A 14,466-nucleotide genomic window follows, 5' to 3' on the forward strand; every position below is an offset into this window, starting at 1 on the left:
TCTCCTTGAAATGTGTTTACCGGCGGGCAAAACGGCTCAGGGGCGATAAAGAGCCAGGAGTTCGTCCACCTTTTTACGTGTGCCGCCGTTGCTGCTAATGCTACGCCGCACTTTGACCTGAAAATGCTTCGCGGCTTTGTACCATTCGCGCGTATCAGGGGTATCGTGATTCGAAATTAACACCGGAATTCTTTTGCTGACCAGCTTTTCCGCCATCTCCGCCAGACGGGCCTGCTCGGCCGGACTGAAGCTGTTGGTGTGATAGGCGGTAAAATTCGCCGTCGCAGACAGCGGGGCGTAAGGCGGATCGCAGTAAACTACCGAGTCTACGCCCGCCAGTTCCATACACTCTTCATATGAGAGGCAGTGGAATTCTGCATTTTGCGCTTTTTCAGCAAAGTGATACAGCTCATCCTGCGGGAAGTAAGGGCGCTTATAGCGGCCAAACGGCACGTTGAATTCCCCACGCAGATTATACCGGCACAGGCCGTTGTAACCATGGCGGTTGAGATAGAGGAACAACAGCGCCCGACGGAACGGATCCTGGCTCTGGTTAAACTCAGTGCGCAGCTGGTAGTAAACATCCGGGTGATTGTTCTCGGGCGTAAACAGCTTGCGCGCCTCTTCCACATACTCATCGGTACGCAGTTTGACGATGTTATAGAGGCTGATGAGATCGCTGTTGATATCCGCCAGGATATAACGAGAAAAATCGGTGTTCAGGAACACCGATCCTGCGCCCACAAAGGGCTCGATAAGACACTCGCCTTTAGGCAGGTGCTTTTTAATATCATCAAGCAGGGGGTATTTCCCCCCTGCCCATTTCAGAAAAGCGCGATTTTTTTTCATGCTGACTAACTGATTACACCTTCTCCGGCTGTGGAGAAAGCTCCGACAGCATCCTGCGCTTTAAACATTACTTAAGATCGGCCTGAACCTGATGAATGGGCTTCGCCCACGGGTTTTTCGCCCGAACGTCTGCTGGCAGTGTCGCCACGGCACGTTTCGCTTCATCTTTAGAAGCATACACACCGCTCACCAGCACATACCACGGCTGCCCGTTACGGGTCGTCTGATAAACCACGTAGTTTTTCAGATTCGATTTCTTCGCCCAACCGTTTAGGTTGTCATAGTTGGACGAACTGCTCAGCTGCAGCGTGTAGTTACTGGATGGCGCAGATTTCAGTGAACCGACGTTGCCCGTCGTTTTACCGGTTGTGCCAGCCGATGCAGTGGCGGTTGCAGCTGGAGCCGTTGTCGCCGCAGGTGCAGTGGTGGTCGCCGTGGCTTTCGGTGCAGTCTGCGTCACTGGCGCTTTTGCGGGCTCGCTTGCCGCAGCGGTTTCAGTCCGTTTCGGCTGCGCCGGGGTCGCTTTGACTTCTGGTGCTTTTACCACAGCCTGAGGTTTGGTTTCACGCTTAGGTTCAATGACCGCCTGCTTACGTTCCTGACGTGGTGCAGTCTGAGTCTGACGCGGCTTGCTTTCCGTTGCTGCGGTTTGTGGCTGAGCGTTGCCACCGCGAACAGGCGCAACGGTTGCAGGTTCAGTTGGCAGCGTAGAGTTCACCACGACGTTATCCACCTGCTGCTGGTTTTGCGGCTGCATCAGCGCGTTGTTCAGATCGCCCTGAACTTCTACACGCTGCTGGCCTTCTGGCGTGGCAGGTGCCTGATTCTGAGCGGGGGTAGAAGAGACTGGCGGCAGGGAAACATCCTGCGCCGTCGTTGTGTTACTGGCGGTCTGCTCTGCGGAGGTGGTCCCCGGCGCTGGCTGTGCACCATTTGCCTGATCTGCCGCATCGTTACCGGAGAGGTTGATGCTCTTCTCAGTGGAAGCCGTTTGCTCGCCAGAATTCGTGGAAGGCGCTTTCAGCGCGGAGCCAATGCCGACAATCAGCAGCACAAGCACCAGAACGCCCAGTCCCATCATGATGTACTGGCGGGAGGCCGGTTTCTGCGCGGCCGCTTTTTTACGTTTACGCGGGCGACGCTCTACTGGCTCTTCGTCCATTGAATCTTCTTCGGACTCATAATCCTCTTCTTCTCGCTCATCACGCGCATTGCGGCTACGTGAAGGGCGACGATCGTCTGCATCCAGATCAACATCGTCAAAGTTGATCTGCGGCTCGTTATCACGTTCTGAAGATTGACGAGAACGACCAGTACGACGATCGCTGGGATCGGGTTTCAGCTCGTCTTCTGGTTTGAATTCATCCATTTAACACCCCACTCAAAGGCTTATGCCTACGACTTTGCATTTCGCCTGAAGCTAAACGACCACCGGTAACAGTGGCCTGACCTTTCTAGTTGTTACGCCTGCTGACAATCAGCGATAGCGCCAAGAACGACATCGTGCGGCACTCCGCCGCGCACTTCACTCTTCCCTATTGCAAGCGGGAGTACAAGACGCATCTCACCTGCCAATACTTTTTTATCGCGCATCATGTGGGGTAAATACGCTTGCGCCGACATCTCCTGCGGCCCGGTTACCGGCAAGCCAGCACGTTCCAGCAGTGCGATGATACGTGCCGTCTCTTCCGGTTTGAACTGACCCAGACGTTCGGAGGTACGGGCAGCCATCACCATGCCAGCAGCGACAGCTTCACCGTGGAGCCAGTTTCCGTAACCCATTTCGGCTTCAATCGCGTGGCCAAACGTATGCCCAAGATTCAGTAAAGCACGTAAGCCCGTTTCACGCTCGTCTGCTGCAACAACTTCTGCTTTCAGCTCACAACAACGGCGAATGCAGTATGCCAGTTTAGCCTCATCCAGGCGCAGCAGCGCATCCATATTCTCTTCCAGCCAGTTAAAGAACTCACCGTCGAGAATAATGCCGTATTTGATCACTTCAGCCAGGCCAGAGGCCAGTTCGCGTGCTGGCAGGGTTTTCAGACAGTCGAGATCCACCACCACCGAAGCAGGCTGGTAGAACGCGCCAATCATGTTTTTGCCGAGCGGATGGTTGACCGCGGTTTTGCCGCCAACGGAAGAGTCGACCTGAGACAGTAAGGTGGTCGGAATCTGAATAAAACGGACACCACGTTGATAGCTTGCTGCCGCAAAGCCCGTCAGATCGCCCACAACACCGCCGCCGAGAGCAAGCAGTGTCGTATCGCGACCATGGGGTTTTTGCAGCAATGCGGTAAAGACGGTATCCAGTACCGTCAGGCTTTTATACTGCTCGCCATCGGGCAGAATTACACTGTCGACTTTCACGCCCGCCTGCTCAAGCAGGTGGCGAACGCGGTCAAGATAAAGCGGAGCCAGCGTCTCATTGGTGACCAGCATCGCCTGATCACCCGCTTTCAGTGGTAAAAAGGAAGCTGGGTCGTTAAACAAACCAGCCGCGATGGTGATAGGGTAACTACGTTCCCCGAGAGTAACTGTAATCCTCTCCATGACGCGACATCCACCTTTAATGCTTTTACCCGCAGGCGAGTGTATATAAAGCCAGAATCAGTTGCTTTCCAGCATATGAATAATCTGGTTTGCAACCACTTTAGCGCTCTGATCATCAGTACGAATGGTCACATCAGCAATCTCTTCGTACAGAGGATTGCGTTCATCGGCCAACGCTTCCAGAACTTCGCGTGGTGGCGTTTCAACCTGCAGCAGCGGGCGCTTTTTATCGCGCTGCGTACGTGCCAGCTGTTTTTCAATGGTCGTCTCAAGATAGACCACTACGCCACGGGCGGAGAGACGGTTGCGGGTTTCGCGAGATTTTACAGAACCGCCGCCGGTCGCCAGCACGATGCCCTGTTTTTCCGTGAGTTCGTTGATCACTTTTTCTTCTCGGTCACGGAAACCTTCTTCGCCTTCTACATCGAAGACCCAGCCCACATCAGCTCCGGTTCGTTTCTCAATCTCTTGATCAGAATCGTAAAATTCCATATTGAGTTGTTGAGCTAACTGACGCCCAATAGTGCTTTTGCCGGCACCCATAGGCCCAACCAGAAAGATATTGCGTTTCTCTGCCATTTTTTCGGTACTACTAAGACTATTCGTTAATGGTAATCCCCGCTTCGCAGACACCCGGCGTAGCAGGACATGAACTGAAACCTCATATGCAATAGAGCGAGAGTCAGACTAAAAATTATCTCAATACTCCGGCTTGTTTGGCAACTGATTAAATCACCGCACCAGACGCATAAGACAACAAGACGTCAGTCCAACTCAAATCGGTACTCCTTGTATGCTAATTCATGCCCCACGTCAAACATCTGCAACAAACTGAATGCAAAATCATTGCGGGGATCGTTACCCGTCAGTGAATAGCCACCAGACGTGGTGTTATAAACACCACTAACTCACGCCGTTCGTTGTCTTTACCGTCATGACGAAAAAGCTGCCCAAGCCAGGGGATTTTACCGAGCCCGGGTACGCTATCACTCCCGGTTTTATTCTTTTGCGAGAAAATACCGCCCAGCGCCAGCGTTTCTCCACTTTTTACCTCCACCTGAGTCTCTATTTCTTGTTTGTCGATAGCCAGCGTTTCGCCATCAGCCTGTTGCAACACCTGCCCCGGCATATTTTCACTGATATGTAATTTCAGGCGCACGCGCCCGCCCGGTAGCACCACTGGGGTGACCTCCATACCTAATACCGCCTCTTTGAACTCCACAGAGGTGGCCCCACTCTCCCCGCTGGAGACCTGGTATGGGATCTCACTGCCCTGTTTGATACTGGCTGGCTGCATGTGTGAGGCCAGCAGTCGCGGGCTGGCGATGATATCGACCTGCTGTTTTTGCTCCAGTGCTGACAGCTCCAGATCCAGCAGCCTGCCGTTAATACGCCCGATGTTAAACCCCACATGGCTGGTGGCGCTGGCCACGGACAAATCACTGCCAAGAGTTGTCATTTGCCCAACCTTGCCCACTTCAGTGGCCTCGGCAAGATTCCATTTCACCCCCAGCTCCCGCAGACTTTTTTCGTTGATGGTGACGATATGCGCCGCCAGTTCGACCTGCTCGACGGGAATATCCATCTGTGTTGCCCAGCGCTGTAGCGTCTCCAGTACGGCTTTATTATCCCTGACCAGCAGCCGGTTGGTGCGTTTATCAAGAGACAGACTGCCCTTCGGACTGAGCAGTTTTTCCGCTGCGTTTTGCAGCTCCCCGGCATCTGCGTATGAAAACGAAATGCTTTGCGAGAGCAGCGGAGCCTCAAGCTGCCTGCGGGCCCGGTCCTGTGCGTTACGCTCCTGCTGTTCGCGCTGCCAGGCCGCCGTATGGACATAGAAAATGCCGCCCTCCTCGCGCATAACCAGCCCTGCGCTGGCGATCACCGTCTGTAATGCCTGTCGCCACGGAACATGCGTCAGACTGAGCGATAAAGTGCCGCTTACGTCGGGTGACACCACCAGATTACGATTCTCCTGCGCCACCAGCGCCTGCAGGACCTGAACCACAGGAACGTCATCCACCACCAGCGTGACCGGCTTCGGTGCGGCGGCCAGCGGAGTGACGATCGTCAGTAACAGCAGCGTTATCCTTAAATTCATATTTTTTCGTTCCTTCTCGTTGCCATGTCCATTGCGCTGGCTCACAGGTTTCACCCACGTTTATGACGAGTTGCGTCTCATTCATTGCGCTGACCCGCCAGCCCGCCGGTAAACGTTCCTCTAAGTGCAGGCGATACCAGCGCTGTTTCCCGTCCTGCAACAGGCCAACCCCGCCGACCATGCCGCGATAGTGCCACTGCGTCAGCTCGCCAACGGCACAGGGATCGTCGGGCGGATGAAACGGATCGCGCATCCCGGTGAGTAACAGCACTGAGCAAACCAGCAGGTAGCGCAGGCTATTTCGCATGGTCTAGCTCCAGTTGCACTCGCAGACGTAACGCCGCGCCCTGGGGCGCAAGCGTAAAGGCGGCAATCCGGACATCTTGCTGCGCCAGCCGGGCGAAAGCCGTCAGGATTGCTGGCCACTCGGCATCCAGCGCCAGCTCTCCACCGCCCGGAAGGGGTTTCCAGTGCACCAGCGTTGCGCCATCAGCCTGAAAATCCAGCGGGGAAAAGCGCACCACCGGGCGTGCGTCAGGCTCTGGTGTCCGGCGCGGCGCGTTGCTGGCGACAGGCCAGAGCGTCGCATGGCGCTGGACGGCGTCGGTCATTTGCTTCTGAAGCGCAGCAAGCTGTGAATTAAGCGGCCTCAGGAACAGGCCCCATGCGGTTCCCCACAACAAGGCAACGCCCAGCCCACCGCACAGGAACCGGTACCGGCGACGGCTCTCACACCAGCGTTCAAATATTCTGTTCACACGTTACCCCTGGCCTGTGAGCTGAAAAGTGAACATCCAGCGCCCGTGATTATCCTGCCGTATCTCCCCTGCTGACCCTGGGGTAAAACCCGCTATTTGTCGCAGAGCATCACCCATTGCCGACAGGGCGGGCAGTGCTGAGGCATAGCCGTTAATCATCAAAGAGGGCGGTTGGTAACGAAGCTCAGTGAACCAGGCCTGCGCCGGAATGGCATCGGAGAGTGACGCCAGTACCGGGTGCCACGCCATACGCTGTAGCTGGCGCGTGGGAGCGGGTGTGGCAAGAGGTAGACGAGAAGACAGCGTGCGCTGCACGGTTTGCATGCCCGCCAGTTCAGCCTGTAGGGCGTGCAGTTTCAGGTGGGCGTGCATGCTCAGACTGAAGACCGTTGCCAGCGTCAGAATACAGGTGGCCGCAGACAGCCCTCCCCAGAACCGCAGGCGGCGCGCGCGTCGTTGCTGTCGCCACGGAAGAAGATTGGTCATGCTCATTCAGGCACCTCGCTCATGGCCAGCGCCAGCGCGACGGCATAATCGGCACCGCACTCCGGCAGCGGGGGCTGACAGCGAGAGAGGATTTCCCACGGGTCGCGCTGGCTATCAAACAGCGCGATATCGTCCGGCGCGAGAGCCAGCAGTGCCGCCAGTTCAGCCACGCTTTTGGCCTCGGTAGCGAAGCGGCGCCCCCACTGGTGGCGCATTGCCCACAACCACTGATGTTCGTCTCGCCACGCGACACACTGCGCCGGTGCCACCGCAGGAAGAAAATTTGCCAGCGCGCTGGCATCCGGGGTAATCGTCACCAGCCGTAAATGCAGCGTTTTCGCGAGCGTCAGTAGTGTTTCAACCTCTTTGTTTTGCGCAGCGGTGACATGAAATGTGTTGCTGAACGTGTCCTGTGCGTAATCGAAGCACAGCGCATCAGGGGACATCTCCAGCTCACGCGAGAGCGCAGCCCCTAGCCAGGAGAGCTGTTCGCTGTCGCGCAGGGCGATAGCCGGGCGGGGCAACGATCTTTGCAGGGTACGCGCCGCCGGAAATGAGAGAAACACCCGGTGCTGATGCGGCAACGTACGCCGCCAGCCGCGTAATGCGTCAAGCAATTGTTCTGGCTGACAAATTTTCCCGTCGAGGATGATGCCTTCCGTCAGCGGTATCGCCCACCAGCGGCGCAGACACCAGCTGAGACGCTCACGAACCAGCGCGACAATCAGCACCCTATCTTGTTGAATATGAACGCCCGTTTGCCATGTTTTGAAAGCCATGCTTCACGATCTCCTTATCGCCCGTCGCCGTGACGGCTATATCAATGAATCAGGCTTGCCTTTATACTACCGCGCGATTGTTTAGAAACTGCCCAAGTGAAACCAGATGGGAAATCTCCGGTGAAGTTCGTAAAGTATTTATTAATCCTTGCAGTGTGTTGCATTCTGCTGGGAGCAGGCTCGATTTATGGTTTGTACAAATATATTGAGCCGCAGCTACCTGATGTCGCTACGCTTCGTGATGTGCGGCTCCAGATCCCAATGCAGGTCTACAGCGCCGACGGCGAGCTGATGGCGCAGTACGGCGAAAAACGCCGTATCCCGCTGACCTTAAACCAAATTCCCCCTGTGATGGTGAAGGCCTTCATCGCCACAGAGGACAGCCGTTTTTACGAGCACCACGGCGTTGACCCGGTGGGGATTTTCCGTGCCGCAAGCGTTGCGCTGTTCTCCGGGCATGCCTCTCAGGGGGCAAGTACCATTACGCAGCAGCTGGCGCGTAACTTCTTCCTCAGCCCTGAAAAGACGCTGATCCGTAAGATAAAAGAGGTGTTCCTCGCGATCCGCATTGAGCAGTTGCTGAGTAAAGACGAAATCCTTGAGCTTTACCTCAACAAGATCTATCTCGGTTATCGCGCCTATGGCGTGGGTGCTGCGGCACAGGTGTACTTCGGCAAGCCCGTGGAGCAACTGACCTTAAGCGAAATGGCGACCATTGCCGGCCTGCCTAAAGCCCCGTCCACGTTTAACCCGCTCTACTCGCTCGATCGCGCCACCGCACGTCGCAATGTCGTTCTTTCACGTATGCTGAGCGAAGGCTACATCAGCCAGAGTGAATATGAGCAGGCACGCAACGATGTCATCGACGCCAACTACCATGCGCCGGAGATCGCCTTCTCTGCCCCGTATCTGACCGAAATGGTTCGCCAGGAAATGGTCAGCCGCTATGGGGATAAGGCCTATGAAGATGGTTATCGCGTATACACCACGGTTACCCGTAAAGGGCAGCAGGCGGCACAGGATGCGGTGAGAAATAACGTGATGGACTACGATATGCGTCACGGCTATCGCGGCCCGTCCAACGTGCTGTGGAAGGTGGGCGAAAGCGCCTGGGACAGTAAAAAAATCACCAGTACGCTGAAAGCGCTGCCTACCTACGGCCCGCTGCTGCCTGCGGTGGTGACGCAGGCCACGCCTCAGGAAGCCGTTGCAACGCTTGCGGATGGCACCTCAGTCTCCTTGCGTATGGACGGGATCCGCTGGGCGCGTCCGTACCGCTCTGACACCTTGCAGGGACCAACGCCACGCAAAGTGACCGATGTCGTACAAACCGGACAACAAATCTGGGTGCGTCAGGTGGGCGATGCCTGGTGGCTGGCGCAGGTGCCAGACGTCAACTCCGCGCTGGTCTCCATTAACCCGCAAAACGGTGCCGTGCTGGCGCTGGTGGGTGGGTTTGATTTCAACCAGAGCAAATTCAACCGCGCGACGCAGGCGCTGCGTCAGGTCGGTTCGAATATCAAACCGTTCCTCTACACGGCGGCGATGGATAAAGGCTTAACGCTTGCCAGTATCCTCAATGACGTGCCGATCTCTCGCTGGGATGCCGGTGCCGGTTCCGACTGGCAGCCGAAGAACTCGCCTGCGGAATACGCAGGTCCTATTCGCCTTCGTCAGGGGCTTGGTCAGTCGAAAAACGTGGTGATGGTGCGTGCAATGCGTGCGATGGGCGTCGATTACGCGGCAGAGTATCTGCAACGTTTTGGCTTCCCGGCACAGAACATCGTGCGCACCGAATCGCTGGCGTTAGGCTCGGCATCGTTCACGCCGCTGCAAGTGGCGCGGGGGTATTCGGTCATGGCCAACGGCGGCTTCCTGATCGACCCGTACTTCATCAGTAAAATCGAAAACGACCAGGGCGGTGTGTTGTTCGAAGCGAAACCGAAAATTGCCTGTGCGGAGTGCGATATCCCGGTGATTTACGGCAATACGCCGAAGTCTGACGTGCTTGAAAACAAGGACATGGAAGATGTCGCCGTGTCGCAGGAGCAGCCGAACGGCGTGGTGCCGCAGCCACAGCTGGAACAGGCAAACCAGGCGCTGGTGGCGCAGAGCGGTGCGCAGGAGTATGCCCCACATGTGATCAACACCCCGCTGTCATTCCTGATCAAGAGCGCGTTGAATACCAACATCTTCGGTGAACCGGGCTGGCAGGGTACCGGCTGGCGTGCCGGGCGTGATTTACAGCGCCACGATATCGGCGGTAAAACCGGGACCACCAACAGCTCGAAAGATGCCTGGTTCTCCGGCTACGGTCCGGGCGTGGTGACTTCGGTCTGGATCGGTTTTGACGATCACCGCCGCGATTTAGGCCGCACCACGGCGTCTGGCGCGATTAAAGATCAGATTTCCGGCTACGAAGGTGGGGCCAAAAGTGCGCAACCGGCCTGGGATGCCTATATGAAATCCGTTCTTGAGGGCGTGCCGGAGCAGCCACTGACGCCACCGCCGGGCGTGGTCACGGTCAATATCGACCGCAGCACCGGGCAGTTAGCCAACGGTGGCAATAGCCGTGAGGAGTATTTCATCGAAGGTACGCAGCCAACCACGCAGGCGGTACATGAGGTGGGTACAGAGATTATTGATAACGGCGAGACGCACGAGCTGTTCTGACTCCAAAGCAAAACGGCAACCTCGGGTTGCCGTTTTTGTGTTTGCTCCCTCTCCCACGGGAGAGGGTTGGGGCATCAGGCCACTACAGCCGCCCCTGCCCCTTCAGCCATTCCCGCACCAGGAACAGCGCGCTCACGTTACGCGCCTCATTGAAGTCAGGATCTTCCAGCAAATCCATCAGGTGCGCCAGTGGCCAGCGAACCTGGGGCAGCGGCTCCGGCTCGTCACCTTCCAGCGATTCAGGGTAGAGATCTTCAGCCACCACAATGTTCATTTTGCTGGAAAAATAGGAGGGAGCCATGCTCAGTTTTTTCAGGAACGATAGCTCTTTCGCGCCAAACCCAACCTCTTCTTTCAGCTCGCGGTTTGCTGCTTCAAAGACCGTTTCACCCGGATCAATAAGCCCTTTCGAGAAACCCAGCTCATAAGATTCCGTGCCCACTGCATATTCGCGGATCAAAATCAGATGCTCATCAACAATGGGGATGATCATCACCGCTTCACGCGATGAGGGACGCATACGTTCATAAACGCGACGCACGCCGTTGCTGAACTCCAGGTCCACACTTTCGACATTAAACAGCCGGGATTTCGCGACAGTTTCAACACTCAGAATGGTGGGTTTTTGTAGTGGTTTGCTCATCTTGACGGGTCTTTGAAGTGTGAACTGACTTTATTGTGCGATACGCCGCACGGTTTCGGCAATGTCAATTGTTCTTTATTTACATTTGTGCAACCTGACAGGAATCAATCCTCAAATCAAAACAAATGTCAAGAGGTTGAAATGTTTCCAGGAATTTGCTGATATCGCGCCATGACAGGCTTTGCTATCATCATCGGTCACTGGGATGCGCTGCAGAATGCTCAAGTTCGACTCCATGCTTGCCGATAGCCAACCACAGACTCTCATTCATTGTTAAAGGTGCACTGACTACACCTGTAAGAAGATAAAGTAAGATGGGGAAAGCATGAGCACCATTTTGATCGTTCTCGCTGCTATGCTGGCCGGCGCTTTAGTTGCAGGGTGGGTATACAGGCGTCGCGTACAGCGTCGTTTCAGGCTGCCCTTTTTAACGGCCTTTGCCGGTGCCACAACGCGTAAACTCACGCAAGAAGAGCGCGATGCTGTTGAGAACTATCTCGAAACCCTCAACCGTTCCCAGTTAACGCCCGGGCCAACGGGGGCTACTGCTGCGCCGGTCACCCTCAATCTGAACGCACAAAGCGACACCGTGCTCTGCGTGACGCGCTCCATCACCCGTTATGGCATCACGACGGACGATCCCAATAAATGGCGCTACTACCTCGACTCCGTTGAAGTGCATCTGCCCCCCTCCTGGGAGCAGTACATTAATGACGAAAACAGCGTTGAGCTTATCCATACCGATTCGCTGCCGCTGGTCATCTCCCTGAACGGCCATACGCTGAATGAATACATTCATGAAGCACCGCGCTTTGCGCTGGAACGCGCGAGTTCAAAGCAGGCCTCCATTCGCGGTGAAGAGACCGAGCAAATTGAACTGCTGAACATTCGTCAGGAGACTCATGAAGAGCACGCCCTGAGTCGTCCGGATGGCATTCGCGAGGCGGTCCTGATTGTGGCCGCCTTCCTGCTCTTTTTCTTCTGTCTGCTGACGCCGGATGTGTTTGTCCCGTGGCTCGCGGGCGGTGCGCTGCTAATGTTAGCCGCCGGGCTGTGGGGGCTGTTTGCGCCTCCAGCCAAAACCTCTTTGCGTGAAATTCACTGCCTGCGCGGCACCCCTAAGCGCTGGGGCCTGTTCGGTGAGAACGATCAGGAACATATCAACAATATCTCCCTCGGGATTATTGACCTTATCTATCCGCGCCACTGGCAGCCATGGATTGCACAGGATTTGGGGCATAAAACCGATATTGATATCTACCTTGACCGCCATGTTGTGCGTCAGGGGCGCTTCCTCTCCCTGCACGATGAAGTGAAAAACTTCCCGCTTCAGCACTGGCTACGCAGTACGGTTATCGCCGGGGGCGCAGCGCTGGTCTTTGCTCTGTTGCTGCTGTTCGTGCCGCTGGATATGCCCATCAAATTCACCCTGTCGTGGATCAAAGGGGCACAAACCGTAGAAGCCACCAGCGTTAAGCAGCTGGATGACGCTGGCGTGCGGGTGGGTGATACGCTCCGTCTGAAGGGTACCGGGATGTGTAACATCCACACCCCAGGGGCCTGGAATACCCGTCAGAACTCGCCGTTCATGCCGTTCGACTGCTCGCAAATCGTCTGGAACGATGCGCCGCCGTTGCCGCTGCCAGAATCGGATGTCGTCAATAAAGCCACTGCGCTCACCCAGACGCTCAACCGCCAGCTGCACCCGAAAACCGAAGATGATTCACGCGTCAGCCCTGCCCTGCGTTCTGCCATTCAGAAATCCGGAATGGTACTGCTGGATGACTTTGGCGAAATCGTATTGAAAACGCAGGATTTATGTTCAGCACAGGATGAGTGCGTTCGCCTTAAAAATGCGCTCGTGAACCTGGGTAACAGCAAAGACTGGGACTCGCTGGTGAAGCGCGCCGAAGCGGGTCGTCTGGACGGCGTGAACGTGCTACTGCGCCCGGTGAGTGCCGAATCGCTGGATAACCTGGTGGCGACCTCTACCGCGCCGTTTGTGATGCGTGAAACCACCCGTGCGGCCCAGGCGCTGAATAGCCCGGCGCCTGGCGGCTTTGTGATTGTCAGCGATGAAGGCAGCGACCTGGTCGATCAGCCTTATCCGCAGATTGCCCTGTACGACTACCCGGCTCAGGAACAATGGGGGCAGTTCCAGCGTCTGGCGCAGATGCTGATGCAAACGCCATTCAGTGCCGAAGGGATTGTGACCAGTATCTTTACCGATGCCAACGGTACGCGCCATATCGGCCTGCACCGGATGCCTGACAGCGCGGGTTTATGGCGTTATATCGGTACATCACTGCTGATGATCGCCATGCTGGTGTCTATTTTCTGGAACGGCATTATGGCCCTGCGCCGTTACCAGCGTTCGCGCACCCGGCTTGCTGAGATCCAGCAATACTACGAAAATTGCCTTAATCCTAAGCTGGTCCCCTCCTCTGAGAGCCTGATCGGATAACTTCGCTGCGCGACAAGTTGTGCTACCCTGTCGCGCACGTTTCTTCTGGCTGGAGTTCCCCTATGCATCTTGATATCGCCTGGCAGGAGGTTGATACCGTCCTGCTGGATATGGACGGCACGCTGCTCGATCTCGCCTTCGATAATTACTTCTGGCAAAAGCTGGTCCCGGAGACCTATGGCGAACAGCAGGGTATCTCCCCGGCAGAAGCGCAGGAATTCATTCGTTCGCAATATAGCGCGGTGCAACATACGCTAAACTGGTACTGTCTGGACTACTGGAGCGAACGACTCGGTTTGGATATTTGTGCCATGACTACCGCCCAGGGCCCGCGCGCCGTACTGCGTGAGGACACCGTGCCCTTCCTGGATGCGCTGAAAGCAAGCGGCAAGCGCCGTATTTTGCTGACCAACGCCCATCCTCATAATCTGGCCGTGAAGCTGGAACATACGGGTCTTGCGTCACACCTTGATTTATTACTTTCCACCCACACATTTGGTTATCCGAAAGAGGATCAGCGGTTGTGGCATGCGGTGAAGGAAGAGACCGGTTTACAGCCGGAACGCACGCTGTTCATTGATGACAGCGAGCCCATTCTGGATTCCGCTGCGGCGTTTGGCATTCGCTACTGCCTGGGCGTGACCAATCCTGACTCCGGCCTGGCGGACAAAAGCTATCTGCGGCATCCGGGGCTGGGCGACTATCGTCAGATGATCCCCTCACTGACCGTGAAGGAGACGCCATGAAAGAAAAACCCTCAGATGGGGTAAGACTGGATAAATGGCTGTGGGCAGCCCGTTTTTATAAAACGCGCGCCCTTGCCCGCGAGATGATTGACGGCGGAAAGGTGCATTACAACGGCCAGCGTAGCAAGCCGAGTAAGCTGGTTGAACTGAATGCCACCTTAACGCTGCGTCAGGGCAACGATGAACGAACGGTGGTGATTAAAGCCATTACCGAACAACGACGGCCCGCATCTGAAGCCGTACAGCTTTATGAAGAGACGGCTGAGAGCATTGAAAAGCGCGAAAAGACCGCGCTGGCGCGCAAAATGAATGCGCTGACCATGCCCCACCCGGACCGGCGACCGGATAAAAAAGAGCGCCGCGATCTGATGAAATTTAAACACGGTGAGACCGAGTAACCCTCACCTGCACGAGAGA

The 14,466-nt window shown here is 56.0% G+C and carries 14 protein-coding genes; 4 read left to right on the plus strand and 10 right to left on the minus strand.

Annotated features, from left to right (window positions below):
- Positions 1–36: 36 nt before the first annotated feature.
- The 9 genes from dam to EQV24_RS20000 all read right to left on the minus strand — a co-directional run bounded on the left by dam (position 37) and on the right by EQV24_RS20000 (position 7,523).
- Positions 37–849, minus strand: coding sequence for an adenine-specific DNA-methyltransferase (gene dam / locus EQV24_RS19955; protein WP_013099069.1), 813 nt, complete (start codon positions 847–849; stop codon positions 37–39).
- Positions 850–916: 67 nt separating this feature from the next.
- Positions 917–2,218 (minus strand): cell division protein DamX, encoded by a 1,302-nt coding sequence (damX, locus tag EQV24_RS19960; RefSeq protein WP_130626958.1) that lies wholly within the window; start codon positions 2,216–2,218, stop codon positions 917–919.
- A gap of 92 nt (positions 2,219–2,310) precedes the next feature.
- Positions 2,311–3,399, minus strand: a complete 1,089-nt coding sequence (gene aroB, locus EQV24_RS19965; protein WP_029882162.1) for a 3-dehydroquinate synthase — start codon at positions 3,397–3,399, stop codon at positions 2,311–2,313.
- A gap of 57 nt (positions 3,400–3,456) precedes the next feature.
- Positions 3,457–3,978, minus strand: a complete 522-nt coding sequence (aroK, locus tag EQV24_RS19970; protein ID WP_003861630.1) for a shikimate kinase AroK — start codon at positions 3,976–3,978, stop codon at positions 3,457–3,459.
- A gap of 286 nt (positions 3,979–4,264) precedes the next feature.
- Complete coding sequence (gene hofQ / locus EQV24_RS19980) at positions 4,265–5,500, minus strand: DNA uptake porin HofQ (protein WP_130626959.1); 1,236 nt, start codon at positions 5,498–5,500, stop codon at positions 4,265–4,267.
- Positions 5,415–5,807: a HofP DNA utilization family protein gene (locus EQV24_RS19985; RefSeq protein WP_038420742.1), complete on the minus strand. Its 393-nt coding sequence runs from the start codon at positions 5,805–5,807 to the stop codon at positions 5,415–5,417. Before EQV24_RS19985 ends, hofQ begins: the two co-directional genes overlap by 86 nt.
- Entirely contained in the window at positions 5,797–6,258 is a 462-nt protein-coding gene (locus EQV24_RS19990; RefSeq protein ID WP_130626960.1) for a HofO, read from the minus strand. The genes EQV24_RS19985 and EQV24_RS19990 overlap by 11 nt, the downstream gene beginning before the upstream one ends.
- A gap of 3 nt (positions 6,259–6,261) precedes the next feature.
- Entirely contained in the window at positions 6,262–6,750 is a 489-nt protein-coding gene (locus tag EQV24_RS19995; protein ID WP_130626961.1) for a PilN domain-containing protein, read from the minus strand.
- Entirely contained in the window at positions 6,747–7,523 is a 777-nt protein-coding gene (locus EQV24_RS20000) for a hypothetical protein (protein ID WP_058682517.1), read from the minus strand. The genes EQV24_RS19995 and EQV24_RS20000 overlap by 4 nt, the downstream gene beginning before the upstream one ends.
- Positions 7,524–7,643: 120 nt before the next feature.
- On the opposite strand from EQV24_RS20000, the gene mrcA reads away from it, so the two are divergent.
- Positions 7,644–10,196 (plus strand): peptidoglycan glycosyltransferase/peptidoglycan DD-transpeptidase MrcA, encoded by a 2,553-nt coding sequence (gene mrcA / locus EQV24_RS20005; protein ID WP_013099079.1) that lies wholly within the window; start codon positions 7,644–7,646, stop codon positions 10,194–10,196.
- Between the two features lie 82 nt (positions 10,197–10,278).
- On the opposite strand, the gene nudE is transcribed toward mrcA, so the two are convergent.
- On the minus strand, positions 10,279–10,839 hold the full coding sequence (gene nudE / locus EQV24_RS20010) for an ADP compounds hydrolase NudE (protein ID WP_102752327.1): 561 nt from the start codon (positions 10,837–10,839) through the stop codon (positions 10,279–10,281).
- Between the two features lie 325 nt (positions 10,840–11,164).
- On the opposite strand from nudE, the gene EQV24_RS20020 reads away from it, so the two are divergent.
- The 3 genes from EQV24_RS20020 to hslR all read left to right on the plus strand — a co-directional run bounded on the left by EQV24_RS20020 (position 11,165) and on the right by hslR (position 14,447).
- Positions 11,165–13,303, plus strand: a complete 2,139-nt coding sequence (locus tag EQV24_RS20020; protein WP_130626962.1) for an intracellular growth attenuator family protein — start codon at positions 11,165–11,167, stop codon at positions 13,301–13,303.
- A 62-nt stretch (positions 13,304–13,365) separates the two neighbouring features.
- Positions 13,366–14,049, plus strand: coding sequence for a GMP/IMP nucleotidase (gene yrfG, locus EQV24_RS20025; protein WP_013099082.1), 684 nt, complete (start codon positions 13,366–13,368; stop codon positions 14,047–14,049).
- Positions 14,046–14,447 carry a ribosome-associated heat shock protein Hsp15 gene (gene hslR / locus EQV24_RS20030; protein ID WP_013099083.1) on the plus strand — a complete coding sequence of 134 codons (402 nt, stop codon included), beginning with the start codon at positions 14,046–14,048 and terminating at the stop codon, positions 14,445–14,447. The genes yrfG and hslR overlap by 4 nt, the downstream gene beginning before the upstream one ends.
- Positions 14,448–14,466: the final 19 nt, after the last annotated feature.

Origin of the sequence: Enterobacter sp. A8 (assembly GCF_004296595.1) — a bacterium.
Taxonomy (GTDB): domain Bacteria; phylum Pseudomonadota; class Gammaproteobacteria; order Enterobacterales; family Enterobacteriaceae; genus Enterobacter; species Enterobacter cloacae.

What these genes read in the sequence shown, in the direction of transcription:
- dam (WP_013099069.1), bottom strand. Translation starts at nt 849, where the DNA reads ATGAAAAAAAATCGCGCTTTTCTGAAATGGGCAGGGGGGAAATACCCC.
- damX (WP_130626958.1), bottom strand. Translation starts at nt 2,218, where the DNA reads ATGGATGAATTCAAACCAGAAGACGAGCTGAAACCCGATCCCAGCGAT.
- aroB (WP_029882162.1), bottom strand. Translation starts at nt 3,399, where the DNA reads ATGGAGAGGATTACAGTTACTCTCGGGGAACGTAGTTACCCTATCACC.
- aroK (WP_003861630.1), bottom strand. Translation starts at nt 3,978, where the DNA reads ATGGCAGAGAAACGCAATATCTTTCTGGTTGGGCCTATGGGTGCCGGC.
- hofQ (WP_130626959.1), bottom strand. Translation starts at nt 5,500, where the DNA reads ATGAATTTAAGGATAACGCTGCTGTTACTGACGATCGTCACTCCGCTG.
- EQV24_RS19985 (WP_038420742.1), bottom strand. Translation starts at nt 5,807, where the DNA reads ATGCGAAATAGCCTGCGCTACCTGCTGGTTTGCTCAGTGCTGTTACTC.
- EQV24_RS19995 (WP_130626961.1), bottom strand. Translation starts at nt 6,750, where the DNA reads ATGAGCATGACCAATCTTCTTCCGTGGCGACAGCAACGACGCGCGCGC.
- EQV24_RS20000 (WP_058682517.1), bottom strand. Translation starts at nt 7,523, where the DNA reads ATGGCTTTCAAAACATGGCAAACGGGCGTTCATATTCAACAAGATAGG.
- nudE (WP_102752327.1), bottom strand. Translation starts at nt 10,839, where the DNA reads ATGAGCAAACCACTACAAAAACCCACCATTCTGAGTGTTGAAACTGTC.
- EQV24_RS20020 (WP_130626962.1), top strand. Translation starts at nt 11,165, where the DNA reads ATGAGCACCATTTTGATCGTTCTCGCTGCTATGCTGGCCGGCGCTTTA.
- yrfG (WP_013099082.1), top strand. Translation starts at nt 13,366, where the DNA reads ATGCATCTTGATATCGCCTGGCAGGAGGTTGATACCGTCCTGCTGGAT.
- hslR (WP_013099083.1), top strand. Translation starts at nt 14,046, where the DNA reads ATGAAAGAAAAACCCTCAGATGGGGTAAGACTGGATAAATGGCTGTGG.